At 63.9% G+C, this 12919-nt stretch carries 12 protein-coding genes; 1 reads left to right on the top strand and 11 read right to left on the bottom strand.

Annotation, left to right across the window (positions count from 1 at the left end):
• Positions 1–76 precede the first annotated feature (76 nt).
• Positions 77–1168 carry an LLM class flavin-dependent oxidoreductase gene (locus LHFGNBLO_RS05420; RefSeq protein ID WP_258604991.1) on the top strand — a complete coding sequence of 364 codons (1092 nt, stop codon included), beginning with the start codon at positions 77–79 and terminating at the stop codon, positions 1166–1168.
• A 43-nt stretch (positions 1169–1211) separates the two neighbouring features.
• On the opposite strand, the gene LHFGNBLO_RS05415 is transcribed toward LHFGNBLO_RS05420, so the two are convergent.
• From LHFGNBLO_RS05415 to LHFGNBLO_RS05365, 11 genes are all read right to left on the bottom strand, one after another.
• Positions 1212–1607: a RidA family protein gene (locus tag LHFGNBLO_RS05415; protein WP_258604989.1), complete on the bottom strand. Its 396-nt coding sequence runs from the start codon at positions 1605–1607 to the stop codon at positions 1212–1214.
• 82 nt (positions 1608–1689) lie between these two features.
• Positions 1690–2838 carry an acyl-CoA dehydrogenase family protein gene (locus tag LHFGNBLO_RS05410; RefSeq protein ID WP_258604988.1) on the bottom strand — a complete coding sequence of 383 codons (1149 nt, stop codon included), beginning with the start codon at positions 2836–2838 and terminating at the stop codon, positions 1690–1692.
• 231 nt (positions 2839–3069) lie between these two features.
• The gene (locus tag LHFGNBLO_RS05405) at positions 3070–3882 is read right to left on the bottom strand and encodes an enoyl-CoA hydratase family protein (RefSeq protein WP_258604987.1); all 813 of its coding nucleotides are present in this window, start codon (positions 3880–3882) and stop codon (positions 3070–3072) included.
• The gene (locus LHFGNBLO_RS05400; protein ID WP_258604986.1) at positions 3879–4349 is read right to left on the bottom strand and encodes a MarR family winged helix-turn-helix transcriptional regulator; all 471 of its coding nucleotides are present in this window, start codon (positions 4347–4349) and stop codon (positions 3879–3881) included. Before LHFGNBLO_RS05400 ends, LHFGNBLO_RS05405 begins: the two co-directional genes overlap by 4 nt.
• On the bottom strand, positions 4343–5116 hold the full coding sequence (locus tag LHFGNBLO_RS05395) for an SDR family NAD(P)-dependent oxidoreductase (RefSeq protein WP_258604984.1): 774 nt from the start codon (positions 5114–5116) through the stop codon (positions 4343–4345). Before LHFGNBLO_RS05395 ends, LHFGNBLO_RS05400 begins: the two co-directional genes overlap by 7 nt.
• Positions 5113–7407 carry a bifunctional salicylyl-CoA 5-hydroxylase/oxidoreductase gene (locus LHFGNBLO_RS05390; RefSeq protein ID WP_258604982.1) on the bottom strand — a complete coding sequence of 765 codons (2295 nt, stop codon included), beginning with the start codon at positions 7405–7407 and terminating at the stop codon, positions 5113–5115. Before LHFGNBLO_RS05390 ends, LHFGNBLO_RS05395 begins: the two co-directional genes overlap by 4 nt.
• Positions 7408–7520: 113 nt before the next feature.
• Complete coding sequence (locus LHFGNBLO_RS05385) at positions 7521–8357, bottom strand: ATP-binding cassette domain-containing protein (protein WP_258604980.1); 837 nt, start codon at positions 8355–8357, stop codon at positions 7521–7523.
• The gene (locus LHFGNBLO_RS05380) at positions 8350–9225 is read right to left on the bottom strand and encodes an ABC transporter ATP-binding protein (RefSeq protein ID WP_258604978.1); all 876 of its coding nucleotides are present in this window, start codon (positions 9223–9225) and stop codon (positions 8350–8352) included. Before LHFGNBLO_RS05380 ends, LHFGNBLO_RS05385 begins: the two co-directional genes overlap by 8 nt.
• Positions 9222–10070 (bottom strand): ABC transporter permease, encoded by an 849-nt coding sequence (locus tag LHFGNBLO_RS05375; RefSeq protein WP_258604977.1) that lies wholly within the window; start codon positions 10068–10070, stop codon positions 9222–9224. The genes LHFGNBLO_RS05380 and LHFGNBLO_RS05375 overlap by 4 nt, the downstream gene beginning before the upstream one ends.
• Entirely contained in the window at positions 10063–11070 is a 1008-nt protein-coding gene (locus LHFGNBLO_RS05370; RefSeq protein WP_258604975.1) for an ABC transporter permease, read from the bottom strand. Before LHFGNBLO_RS05370 ends, LHFGNBLO_RS05375 begins: the two co-directional genes overlap by 8 nt.
• A gap of 217 nt (positions 11071–11287) precedes the next feature.
• On the bottom strand, positions 11288–12817 hold the full coding sequence (locus LHFGNBLO_RS05365; protein WP_258604973.1) for an ABC transporter substrate-binding protein: 1530 nt from the start codon (positions 12815–12817) through the stop codon (positions 11288–11290).
• Positions 12818–12919: the final 102 nt, after the last annotated feature.

Raw genomic sequence — 12919 nt, 5'->3', positions numbered from 1 at the left:
TCGAGCGAAGCTATTTCAGGCTTGAAATATTTTCCTGGAACCGTAGCCTGCCGTCTCCCGCCGAGAGTTTTCAGACATGATCAAAGCCCATCCCCTGCATGGCCCGAACAGGTTGAAGCTCGGCATCTTTTCGACCAACGCCGATGGCGGGCTTGCGATTACCGATGTGCCGGAACGCTGGACGGCGAGCTGGCAGGACAATCTGACGGCTGCCCGGATCGCCGATCGCGCGGGGCTGGAATTCATGCTGCCGATCGCGCGCTGGCGCGGCTTCGGTGGCCGCAACAAGGTGCGGGAGTGGTCGTTCGAGACCTTCACCTGGGCGGCGGCACTTGCCGTGGCCACCGAGCAGATCGGCCTGTTCATGACCGTACACGTGCCGCTCGTGCATCCGCTCTATGCCGCCAAGGCACTGGCGACAGTCGACCACATCAGCCAGGGTCGCGCGGGGCTCAACATCGTCTGCGGCTGGAATCCCAAGGAATTCGGCATGTTCGGCACGCCCCTGGTCGAGAAGGGCTACGACCAGGCAGCCGAATGGATCGAAATCCTGGAAAAGCTTTACACCTCGGACCAGCCGCTCGACTACGAAGGCACCTATTATCGCCTCAGGGAGGCGGTGAGCCGGCCGGCCAGCCTGCAGCTTCCGCGGCCGGTGACCATGAACGCCGCTTTCGGCGGGCCGGGCCGGGATTTCGCCGCCGCCAAATGCGACTACCTGTTCACGACTTTTTCCGAAATGGCTGATGCCGGAAAGCACGTCGCCGACATACGCGAGCGCACCGACAAGCATGGGCGCGATGTCGGCGTCTATACGGTGGCGCATGTCGTCTGCCGCGAGACGATGGAGGAGGCGCAGGCCTACTACTCGCGCTATGCCGTTGATATGGCCGATCATAATGCGGTCGATGCCCACATGGCGAGCAAGAAGGAATTCTCGCAGTCCCACGACCCGCATGCCTATGACCGCTACCGGCAGCGCTTCGCTGGCGGCGCCGGGACCTATCCGCTGATCGGGACGCCGGAAACCATCGCCGCTGATATGGTCGCCATCGCCGAGCAAGGCTATCAGGGGATCGCGCTGTCCTTCGTAAACTACACGCAGGAGCTGCCCTATTTCTGCGGCCGCGTGCTGCCCCTTCTGAGACAGGCGGGCCTTCGCGGGTAACTCACTCCGGGATAGCCAACGGCTACTCCGGGATAACCAAAGGTCACTCAGGTATGACCGCCGTAGCCTGGATCTCGACCTTGGCGCGATCCTCGACCAGCGCCATCACCTGCATGGCGGCCATGGCCGGATAGTGCCGCCCGATCACCTCGCGATAGGCCTCGCCGATACCCCTGAGATTGGCCAGATATTCGGCCTTGTCAGTAAAATACCAGGTCATCGAGGTGATATGCTCAGGCTTGCCGCCGGCCTCGGCCACAATGGCGACGATGTTGGCCAATGTCTGCCGCACCTGGCCGACAAAATCATCGGTCTCGAACTGGCATTGCCCGCTCCAGCCGACCTGCCCGCCAACGAAGACCAGTCGCCCGCGCGCCGCGACGCCATTGGCGTAGCCTTTGGGTTTCGCCCAGCCTTCCGGCTGCAGGATGGTGTGCATTCAAAACCTCCCGATTCCTAAAACTCGGTTCGCAATGTCGACGTTCGAAAACAGTTCAATCTGCAATTTCCCCGCGCGAACTTCAGGCCGCGCCCATGACCTGCCGCGCAATCACCACCTTCTGCACGTCCGAAGCACCCTCGTAGATGCGCAGCGCGCGGATCTCGCGGTAGAGGCTTTCAACGATGTGGCCTTTTCGGACGCCGTCGCCGCCATGCAACTGCACAGCCTTGTCGATCACCTCTTGCGCTTTGTCGGTGGCAAACAGTTTAGCCATCGCCGCTTCGCGGGTGACACGGGCAGCACCCATGTCCTTGGTCCAGGCAGCGCGATAGACGAGAAGTGCTGCAGCATCGACGTCGAGCGCCATGTCGGCGATGTGGCCCTGCACCATCTGCAACTCGGCCATCGGCGCGCCGAACAGTTTGCGCTCGGCCACTCTTTTGATGCTTTCATCCAGTGCGCGCCGGGCAAAGCCGAGTGCTGCCGCGCCGACGGTAGAGCGGAACACGTCGAGCACCGACATGGCGATGTGGAAACCGTCGCCCGGTCTGCCGATCAGCGACGAGGCCGGAATGCGGACCTGGTCGAACGACAGGCGCGCCAGCGGATGTGGCGCGATCACCTCCAGCCGCTCGGCGATGGTCAGGCCCTTGGTCTGCGCGGGTACGATGAACGCCGAAAGACCTTTGGCGCCCGGCGCCTCGCCGGTGCGGGCGAAGACGACATAGAGGTCGGCGATGCCGCCATTGGAGATCCAGGTCTTTTCGCCGGACAGAACATAGTCGTCGCCGTCACGGGCCGCTGCCATCTCCATATTGGCGACATCCGACCCCGAGCGTGGTTCCGACAAGGCAAAGGCAGAAATCGCTTTGCCGACGCGGGTCTTCGCCAACCATTTCTGTTGCTGCGGCGTGCCGAACAGGCTGAGCGCGCCGGTGCCGAGCCCTTGCATGGCGAAGGCGAAGTCGGCCAGCCCGTCATGCCGGGCCAGCGTCTCGCGGGTGATGCACAGCGTGCGCACGTCGAGTGGTCCCGGATTGTCCACATCGAGCGCTGTCGGCTTCAGCCAGCCGTCCTTGCCCAGTCTCGCCACCAGCTCGCGACAGGCGGCGTCGACGTCATGATGATCGACCGGCAGGTTTTTCGCGCACCAGGCGTCCAGCTTTTCGGAGAGCACGCGGTGTCGGTCCTCGAAGAAGGGCCAGTTGAGGAAGGAGCGGTCAGGCATAGATGCCTCCGTTGTTCCCCAAGCCTTGCGCTCTACGGCGCCCCCCTCTGTCCTGCCGGACATCTCCCCCTCTAGGGGGGAGATTGGCTGCTTTGGCGCCGGTCCCCATTTTGCGGCGCTGGCGATTGGCGAAGGCCGAGACGAGAGGCCATCTCCCCCCTAGAGGGGGAGATGGCCGGCAGGCCAGAGGGGGGCGCTGTCCCGCCAATGTCTCGATAGAAAGGAACATCCTCAATTGCCCTCGAACACCGGTTTTCCCTTGGCGACGAATGCCTTGTAGGCGCGCTCGAAATCGCCCGTCTGCATGCAGATCGCCTGCGCCTGAGCCTCCGCCTCGATCGCCTGGTCGAGGCCCATCGACCATTCCTGGTTCAGCTGCGTCTTGGTGATGCCGTGTGCGAAGGTCGGCCCGGAAACGATGCGCGCCACCATGTCGAGCGCCTCGGTCTCAAGGGCTGTGGCATCGACCAGCCGGTTGTAGAAGCCCCAGCGCTCGCCTTCGGCCGCCGTCATCGTGCGGCCGGTGTAGAGCAGTTCGGCGGCGCGGCCCTGGCCGATGATGCGCGGCAGGATCGCGCAGGCGCCCATGTCGCAACCGGCGAGGCCGACGCGAGTGAACAGGAAGGCCGTCTTGGCTTCCGGCGTGGCGATGCGGATGTCCGAGGCCATGGCGATGATAGCACCGGCGCCGACCGCCACGCCGTCGACCGCCGAAATGATCGGCTTGCCGCAATTCAGCATCGCCTTGACGAAATCGCCGGTCATGCGGGTGAAGGCGAGAAGTTGCTTCATGTCCATCTTGACCAGCGGGCCGATAATGTCGTGAACATCGCCGCCGGAGCAGAAATTGCCGCCATTGGACAGGAACACCACCGCATCGACATCGTCGGCATAGACGAGGTCGCGAAAAATATCGCGCAATTCGGCATAGCTCTCGAAGGTCAACGGGTTCTTGCGCTCCGGCCGGTCGAGCCGGACTTTTGCAACCTTGCCCTCGACCTGCCAGAGGAAATGCTTCGGCTCGCGGCCAGCCATCTCGGTCATTCCCTGCCCTCCCAATTGCTGCGGAACGAGGTCAGCATGCCGGTCAGCCGGTGCGCTTCGTCCTCGCTCACAGTGCCCAGCAACTCGCCGACCCAGCCTTCATGCGCGGCGGCGATCACGGCGAAGGCCTTCGAGCCTTCTTCCGTCAGCCGAACCATCGAAGTGCGGCGGTCGCCGTTGCGCCGGGCACGGGCGACGAGTCCCTCTGACACGAGCCGGTCGACAATGCCCGTGACATTGCCGTTGGACACCAGGAGGAAGCGCGACAGATCGCTCATCAGCATGCCTTCCGGCACACGATAGAGCGCCGCCATCACGTCGAAGCGCGGCAGCGTCGTGTTGAATTCTTTTTTCAGGCGCTCGCGCAGCTCGGCCTCGATGGTGCGGGACGCCCGCAGCAGACGTATCCACAGACGCAGCCGGTCCTTGCCGGGTCCGGACGGCGCGGGCAGAGGGCCGGCTACCATGTCTCGCCTCCTGAAATTGAGATGGTCTGTCCGGTGATCGATCCGGCGGCGTCGCTGCACACCCACAGCACCGTGGCTGCGACTTCCTCCGGCTGGATGAAGCGTCCCTGCGGATTTGTCGAAGAGAGGCTGGTTCGCGCGTCCTCGACCGAGCGGCCGGTTTTTTCGACGATGCGCTGGATGGATGTTTCCAGCATTTCGGTCTCGACGAAGCCGGGGCAGACGGCATTGACGGTCACGCCGGATTTGGCGGTCTCGGCGGCAAGCGCCCGCATCAACCCGACGACACCGTGCTTGGCGGCGACGTAAGCCGCGACATAGGGATAGCCTTTCAGGCCGGCCGTCGAAGCGACGAAGACGATCCGGCCTGTCTTCCGCGCGACCATGCCGGCCAGTGCCGGTTTCGCTGTCAGGAACGCACCGGTGAGGTTGACGTCGAGCGTGCGCTGCCAGTCGGTGAGGGCGGTTCTGTGCGCCGGTGCGCTGCCGGACATGCCGGCATTGGCGACGACGATGTCGATAGGCCCGCGTGCCGCCTCCGCCTGGCTGTACAAGGAAGCCATCGAGGCTTCGTCGGTGACGTCGGCAGTGATACCGAAAATACGGTCGTTCTCCTTGGCGACCTCGGCAAGCGCTGCCTCGCGCCGGCCGCAGATCGTCACATTGATGCCGGCACCGGCCAGCGCCAGCGCGATGGCCCTTCCGACACCGGAGCCGCCGCCAGTGACCAGCGCATGCTTTGCGGTGATCGTTGCGCCGCCACTCATACTTTCAGCCCCGCGGCCGCATCGCGCTCAGCCAGCCGATAGATCTGGTCGCGTCCCGGCAGATAGGGATCCGGCCATTTGACGCCGCGATCGCCAAGGGTCACTGCGGCATGCAGCGTCCAGTAGGGGTCGGCGAGATGCGGCCGTGCCAGGGCGACCAGATCGGCGCGGCCGGCCATCAGGATCGAATTGACATGGTCAGGCTCATAGATGTTGCCGACCGCCATCGTCGCCATGCCAACCTCGTTGCGGATGCGGTCGGAAAACGGCGTCTGGAACATGCGGCCATAGACGGGTTTTGCCCCGGCCGAGGTCTGCCCGGCGGAGACGTCGCAGATGTCGACACCGGCCTCGTGCAACAGCTTGGCGATCTTGACCGCGTCGGCCGGCGTCACGCCTTCGATGCCGAACCAGTCATTGGCCGAGATGCGCATCGAGATCGGTTTTTCCGCCGGCCATGCCGCCCGCACGGCGCGGAATACTTCGAGCGGATAGCGCATGCGGTTTTCCATCGAACCGCCATAGGCGTCGGTGCGCCGGTTGGTGATCGGCGTGATGAAGGACGACAGGAGATAGCCGTGCGCGGCATGGATCTCCAGCATGTCGAAGCCGCAACGATCAGCCATCTCGGCCGAGGCCACGAACTCGTCGCGCACGCTGTTCATGTCAGCGCGGTCCATCGCCTTTGGCACCTGATTCTCAGGCGACCACGCGACAGCCGACGCCGCCATCACCGGCCAGTTGCCCGAGGTTAGCGGCACATCGGTGCCTTGCCAGCCGAGCCGGGTCGAACCCTTGGCGCCGGAATGGCCGATCTGCGCGCAGATCTTCGCCTCGGTCTCGGTATGGACGAAATCGACCAGCCGCTTCCACGCCACCTCGTGTTCGGGCGCGTAGAAACCGGGGCAGCCGGGCGTGATGCGGCCCTCAGGGCTGACGCAGGTCATCTCGATGTAGAGCAGGCCGGCGCCGCCCTTGGCCCGCTCGGCATAATGGGCGAAATGCCAGTCGGTCGGACAGCCGTCGACGGCCTTGTACTGCGCCATCGGCGAGACGACGATGCGGTTCTGCAGCGCCATGTCGCGCAGCCGGAACGGCGCGAACATCGGCGCCCGGCGCAAGCTGTTGCCACCGGCGCCGGCCTGGCGCTGGAACCATTCCTCCGCGCCGGCAAGCCATTCGGCATCGCGCAGCCTGAGATTCTCGTGGCTGATGCGCTGCGACCGGGTCAAAAGCGAATAGTTGAACTGTACCGGATCGAGGCCGAGATAGCGCTCCACCTCCTCGAACCATTCGAGCGAATTGCGCGCCGCCGACTGCAGCTTCAGCACCTCGGTGCGGCGCGCGTCCTCATATTTGCGGAACGCCGCCTCGAGATCTGGTTCGGATTCGACATAGTCTGCCAGCGCCACCGCGCTTTCCAACGCCAGCTTGGTGCCGGAACCGATGGAGAAATGCGCTGATGCCGCGGCGTCGCCCATCAGCGCGAGATTCTTGTATGACCAGCGCTCGCACAGCACGCGCGGGAAATTGATCCAGGCCGAACCCCTGATGTGGTTGGCGTTGGTCATCAGTGCGTGGCCGCCAAGATGCCTGGCAAAGATCCGTTCGCAGACGGCGATCGATTCCTGCTGCGACATAGCGCCGAAGCCGAAACCCTCCCATGTCTGTTCGCTGCATTCGACGATGAAGGTCGCCGTGTCGCTGTCGAACTGGTAGGCGTGCGCCCACACCCAGCCATGCTCCGTTTTCTCGAAGATGAAGGTGAAGGCGTCATCGAATTTCTGTTGCGTGCCGAGCCACACGAACTTGCATTTGCGGGTGTCGATGTCGGGCTTGAACACGTCGACGAAGGTGTTCCGCGCTCTTGAGTTCAGCCCATCGGCGGCGACCACCAGGTCGTGCGTTTCCATGTAAGGTTTGGGATCGGGGATATCCGTCTCGAACATCAGCTTGACGCCGAGTTCGCGCGCCCGCCGTTGCAGCAGGACAAGCAGCCGCTTGCGACCGATGCCGCAGAAGCCATGGCCGGTCGAAACCGTGCGCACGCCGTCATGGATGACGGCGATGTCGTCCCAATAGGCGAAATGTTTCCGGATCCAGACGGCGCTGACCGGATCGTTCCTGGTCAGGTTCTCCAGCGTCTCGGCCGAAAGCACGACGCCCCAGCCGAATGTGTCGTCGGCGCGGTTACGCTCGAACACCGTCACCTCGTGCGCGGCGTCCCTGAGCTTCATCGAGATGGCAAAATAGAGGCCGGCTGGTCCACCGCCGAGAACCGCAACCTTCATGCCTGCGATCTCCTCTTCGCTTTCTGGTTTGAGTATCGCGCCGCAGATAAATTATTTCAAGCTTAAAGTTTCATATTGCAATGATTCCTGCCTACGTTTGGTGGCGAATGATTTCATGTCGCTACCTTTGCCGTAGGATGGACGTCCAGCCAGCCTGCGTCGATCTCGGGCAGTGGGATGGCTGCGATGAGGTCGCGCGTGTAGGCCTGCCGCGGGTTGTCGAACAAGGCGTCGGTGGCGCTGGCTTCGATGATCGCGCCTTCGCGCATGACGATCACTTGCTGGCACAGCCGCCGGATCACCGACAGATCGTGGCTGATGAAGGCGACGGTCAGGCCCATCTCGGCCGCGAGCTTTTCCAGCAGCGTCAGGATCTGCGCCTGGGTCGAGACATCGAGGCCGGAGACGATCTCGTCGGCGAGTACGAACTTCGGCGATAGCGCCAGCGCGCGGGCAATGCCGACGCGTTGCCGCTGGCCGCCCGACAGTTCGTGGCGGTAGCGGCTGGTAAAACTTTGCGGCAGGCCGACGCGCTGCAAGGCTTCGGCGACTCGGGTCTTTAGATTGTCACCAAGGCCGTTCTGCTTGAGCGGGGCTGCGATGATGCTGAAGATGGTGCGGCGCGGATTGAGCGACGACATCGGATCCTGGAAGATCATCTGCAGATTGCGGCGCAGCGGCCGAAGCTCCGCCTCCGGCAGGTGGGTGATGTCGCGGCCATCGAAGCTGATCGAGCCGGCGCTTGGCTCCAGCAGGCGCACGAGGGCGCGGCCGAGCGTCGATTTGCCGGATCCGGATTCGCCGACGATGCCGGTCACCGATCCCCTGGGCAGGTCGAAGTCGAGACCTTTCAGGATCTCGGCCAGCGGCGCGCGGCCAATCAGCGGCTTGCGCGTCATGTCGGGCAGCGCGACCTTCAGTCCACGCACGCAGATGAGCGGCTCAGCCATGCCGCCTCCACGCCTGGTCGGCAGCGCTGATCTCGGCGGCGAGCCCGGCCAGCACAGCATCGTCCACCGGCTTCAGCGAGGCGAGCGGGTCGGTGTAGCGCGGCGTGGCTTGCATCAGCGCCCGCGTGTAGGGATGCTTTGGGGCGGCGAAGAGAGCGGCCGTCTCGGCCTCCTCCACCACCTTGCCGGCATAGAGCACCGAGACTTTTTGGCTGATCTTGGCGACGACGCCGAGATCGTGGGTGACGAACAGGATTGCGGTGCCGTGCTCGCGCTGCAACTCAGCGATCAGCCGCAGGATTTGCTTCTGCACGGTGACATCGAGCGCCGTGGTCGGCTCGTCGGCGACGATCAGCCGGGGCTCGGCGGCAAAGGCGGCGGCGATCAGCACACGCTGGCGCATGCCGCCGGACAGCTCGTGCGGATAGCATTTGAGCACACGGTCGGGATCGCGGATCTGCACCTGGTCCAGCAATTGCCGGATGCGTTGGTCGGCTCTCTCACCGCTCCAACCGAGAATGCGCACCAGCCGGTCGGTCATCTGCGGGCCGATGCGGCGCGACGGGTTGAGCGCGGTCAGCGGGTCCTGCGGGATCAGTGCGGTGCGTGCGCCGATCAGCGTGCGCCGCGCCTTTGGCTGCAACTTGCCGAGGTCCTCGCCTTCCAACAACATGTCGCCGTCGACAATGCGCACGCTGAGCGGCAGCACGCCGAGCACCGCCTTGCCGATCATCGTCTTGCCGGCGCCGCTCTCGCCGACCAGCGCGCGCACTTCGCCGGGCTGCACGGAGAGCGACACCGAGCGCAGCACGCGCTGGCCGTTGGGCAGCACGGCGCTTAAATCCCTGATGTCGAGGCAGGCGCTCATCGCAGCACCGGATCGAAACGCGCCCTCAGGCCCTCGCCGAACTGGCTGAACGACAGCACGGTCAGGATCAGCGTGATCAGCGGGAACACCAGCACCCACCAGGCCTGATGGATCGACAGCCGCCCTTCCGCGATGATGCCGCCCCAGGTTGGATCGTCGGTCGAGATCGACAGGTTGACGAAGGACAGGATCGCCTCGACGATGACGGCGATGCCCATCTCCAAGGACAGCAGTGCCACGATCGACGGCACCACATTGGGCAGAACTTCGCGCAGCATGATGCCGATGCGGCCATAGCCGGCGATGCGGGCATTCTCGACATAGTCCATGCGCGCTTGGCCCATCGTCTCGGCACGGATCACCCGGCAGAAACGCGTCCAGTCGATGACGGCGATGGCGATGATGACGGAGTTCAAGCCGGTGCCGAGCACGGCGACCAGAAGGATGGCGAACAGCACCGGCGGAAACGCCATCCAGACGTCGACGATGCGCGAGATGATGCGGTCGGCCCAGCCGCCGAAATAACCGGCGATCAGCCCAAGCGTCGAGCCGACCAGGCACGCGGCGATGGCCGCGGCGAAAGCGACGATGAAGGCGATGCGGCCACCGAAGATCAGCCGTGACAAGAGATCGCGGCCGAGGCTGTCGGTGCCGAGCCAGAAGCCATGCTCGGCGCCGCTCATCCAGAACGGCGGCAGCCGCTCCAGCATCAGATCCTGTGCCAGCGGGTCCTGTGGCGCCACCAGCGGCGCGAAGATCGCTGCCAGCAGCGCCAGCAGCAGCCAGCCGCCGGCCAGCCATAGCTTTGCGCCCGAGCCGTGTCTTGAAATGCGGCCGTCATCCATGGCGCAGCCTCGGATTGAGCAGCGCATACATCATGTCGACGGCAAGATTGATCAGCACGAACAGCAGCGCGAAGACCAGCACGATGCCCTGGATCAGCGGCAGGTCGCGGTTGATGACGGCGTCGATGGCCATGTTGCCGAGACCCTCATAGGAGAACAGCCGCTCCACGATGACCGTGCCGCCGATGAGGAAGGTGAACTGCACACCGACCAGGGTGAGCGTCGGCAGGGCGGCATTCTTCAGTGCCTCGCGCAGGATGACCTGCGTTTCCGAAAAACCCTTGACCCGCGCAAGCACGACATAGTCGAGGTCGAGCACTTCCTTCAGCGACTGTTTTAGGAGCTGCGAGATGATCGCCGCCAGCGGCAGCGCCAGCGCCACGGCCGGCATCAGCATATGCGCCAGAAGATCCCTGGTCAGGTCGAGGCGCAGCCGCACGATGCTTTCGGCGAGATAAAACTGGGTGACGAAGGGCAGGTCGAGCTGCGGCGACACCCGCCCGGAAATGTCGAACACCGGCACCAGCACGCCGAACAAAAGGATCAGCACCAGGCCCCAGAGGAAGTCAGGAATGGAGAGTGCTGCACCGCTGGCGATGTCGATGCCGGCCTCGACCACTGTACCGCGCTCGCGCGCGCCGAGGATTGCCGTCGTGCCGCCGATCGCCACCGCCATCACCAGCGCGACGATGGCAAGCTCCAGCGTCGCCGGCAGCCGGTTGAACACCAGCCCCAGCACGTCTTGCCGCAGCGAAATCGAGGTGCCGAAGTCGCCCCTGACAACGCCCGACAGCCAGATGAAGAACTGTTGCACGATGGTCTTGTCTAACCCGTACAGCGCGCGCAGCCGGGCAATGTCGGCATCGGTCGCGCCTGGCGGCAGCATCATCGCAATCGGGTCGCCGGGCGCGACGCGGATGACGACGAAGACGACGACGGCCACGCCGAACAGCGTGATCGCCATCGTCACAAGACGGATCAGAAATCTTTGCAGAAGCATGCCGGCATAAGCCTAGTGCGTTTGAGCGGCTGATGGAACGAAGCCCCCTCATCCGGCCGCTTCGCGGCCACCTTCTCCCCGAGGGGAGAAGAGGGCGCCGACGGCTCAGCCAATCTCTTCTCCCCGGCGGGGAGAAGGTGGCCCGAAGGGCCGGATGAGGGGGTCTGCGTAGTTGAGAAGACACGCCGTCTCGCGACAGCGTGCCTCTTCACTTGTATCAGGCCGGGGTCATCAGCGCCGGCAACAGCGCGCCGGACACATGCTGTACCACATTGACGCCCTTGGCATGCACGATCGGCTGCGCATACTGGATCAGCGGCAGCACATAGGCCTGCTCGGCGATGTACTTGTCGACGGCCTTCCAGCCGGCGATGCGCTTGGCCTCGTCCTTTTCGCCCCACAGCGGATTGATCATGTCGATCAGGTCCTGGCTGTCCCACACCGAATGCGGGCTCGGGCCATACATGGCAAAGCCGGTCGACGTCGTCGGATCGCCGATGGCGTTGCCCCAATTGTAGAAGGCCGCCGGCGCCAGCTTGTCGGCGGCGCGCAGTTCGTAATGCTTGGCGATCTCATAAACCTCGATCGTCGCCTCGATGCCGACCTTGCGCCACATGCCGACGATCGCCTGGATCATCTCATAATCCTTGGGCTTGAAGCCCTTGGTCGTCTGTATCGTGAACTTGACCGGCTTTTCCGGCGAATAACCGGAGGCGGCCAGCAACTCCTTGGCCTTGTCCGGATTGTGCTCGACCTTGATCGACGCATCGAAGGCCGCATATTCCGGCGTCTCCAGCGTATCGATTGGCAGGCCATAGCCGTGCAGCAGCCGGTCGACCAGCAGCTTCTTGTCGATCGACATCACCGCTGCCTGGCGCACGTTCTTGTCCAGCATCGCCTCGATGTCGTTGAAGAAGATCATGCCGATGTCGGACACGTTCTTGCAGGAGCCGGCCAAGCCGTCCTTGGCGATCAGCCGGTCATACTCCTCATAGGGGACTTCGAGCGTCACCTGCGAGGAGCCGGACTCGATCTCGGCGACACGGCTCGCCGCATCGGTGACGAACTTGATGGTGACGTTCTCGAAGGCCGGCTTGTCGCCCCAATAGTTCGGGTTGGCCTTCAGCCGCAGGAAGGCGTTGCGCTCGAACTTGTCGACCATGTAGGGGCCGGTGCCGATCGGCGCTTTTTCGAAACCCTCGGCGCCGACCTTCTCGTAATAGGCTTTTGGCATGATGTAGCCGGTCAGGAACGACATCCACTTGAAATACACCGGGTCGAACTGCACGACGTCGCCGGTGATCTTGTTGCCGTCGATCTTGAAGTTGTTGACGTTCTTCCAGACGAACTGGATCGGGTTGCCGGTCTTCTCGTCGCCCGCCCGCTGCAGCGACCAGACCACGTCCTCGGCCGTGAACGGCGAGCCGTCGTGCCAGGTGACACCTTCGCGCACCGTCATCGTGATCTTGGTGCGGTCTTCGTTCCAGCCCCATTCTGTGAGCAGGCCGGGTGCGAAGGACAGGTCCGGCTTCTGCGGGATGAACTGGTCGAACACCGACTGGTAAAGACCCTGGATGGTCGGGTTGACCGCCGACGGTCCGGTGGTCGGGTCCCAGGACGGCAGGTTGACGTTGTAGGCGATGGTCAGTTCGCCGGCCGCAGCCCTGGCGATCTGCGGCAGGCCGATCGCCGCCGCACCAAGTGCGGCAGCGCTGTATCCGAGCAATTCGCGTCTGTTCATGGTCATCATCGTTCCCCTTGGTTTATTGTCTGTGCGCGGCGTTTCTGTCTAATCAGTGGGTTCAGGCTCCTTGGGCAACCGCGCCTTGTCCTCCTTCACCCCAAAAAT

The organism is Mesorhizobium sp. AR10 (genome assembly GCF_024746795.1).
Taxonomy (GTDB): Bacteria; Pseudomonadota; Alphaproteobacteria; order Rhizobiales; family Rhizobiaceae; genus Mesorhizobium.
Note: the sequence above shows the minus strand (reverse complement) of the source record. Positions and strands in the feature narration are given on the sequence as shown.

Excerpts from the sequence above, each read along its gene's own strand:
- LHFGNBLO_RS05420 (WP_258604991.1), top strand. The coding sequence starts at position 77 with ATGATCAAAGCCCATCCCCTGCATGGCCCGAACAGGTTGAAGCTCGGC.
- LHFGNBLO_RS05415 (WP_258604989.1), bottom strand. The coding sequence starts at position 1,607 with ATGCACACCATCCTGCAGCCGGAAGGCTGGGCGAAACCCAAAGGCTAC.
- LHFGNBLO_RS05410 (WP_258604988.1), bottom strand. The coding sequence starts at position 2,838 with ATGCCTGACCGCTCCTTCCTCAACTGGCCCTTCTTCGAGGACCGACAC.
- LHFGNBLO_RS05405 (WP_258604987.1), bottom strand. The coding sequence starts at position 3,882 with ATGACCGAGATGGCTGGCCGCGAGCCGAAGCATTTCCTCTGGCAGGTC.
- LHFGNBLO_RS05400 (WP_258604986.1), bottom strand. The coding sequence starts at position 4,349 with ATGGTAGCCGGCCCTCTGCCCGCGCCGTCCGGACCCGGCAAGGACCGG.
- LHFGNBLO_RS05395 (WP_258604984.1), bottom strand. The coding sequence starts at position 5,116 with ATGAGTGGCGGCGCAACGATCACCGCAAAGCATGCGCTGGTCACTGGC.
- LHFGNBLO_RS05390 (WP_258604982.1), bottom strand. The coding sequence starts at position 7,407 with ATGAAGGTTGCGGTTCTCGGCGGTGGACCAGCCGGCCTCTATTTTGCC.
- LHFGNBLO_RS05385 (WP_258604980.1), bottom strand. The coding sequence starts at position 8,357 with ATGGCTGAGCCGCTCATCTGCGTGCGTGGACTGAAGGTCGCGCTGCCC.
- LHFGNBLO_RS05380 (WP_258604978.1), bottom strand. The coding sequence starts at position 9,225 with ATGAGCGCCTGCCTCGACATCAGGGATTTAAGCGCCGTGCTGCCCAAC.
- LHFGNBLO_RS05375 (WP_258604977.1), bottom strand. The coding sequence starts at position 10,070 with ATGGATGACGGCCGCATTTCAAGACACGGCTCGGGCGCAAAGCTATGG.
- LHFGNBLO_RS05370 (WP_258604975.1), bottom strand. The coding sequence starts at position 11,070 with ATGCTTCTGCAAAGATTTCTGATCCGTCTTGTGACGATGGCGATCACG.
- LHFGNBLO_RS05365 (WP_258604973.1), bottom strand. The coding sequence starts at position 12,817 with ATGACCATGAACAGACGCGAATTGCTCGGATACAGCGCTGCCGCACTT.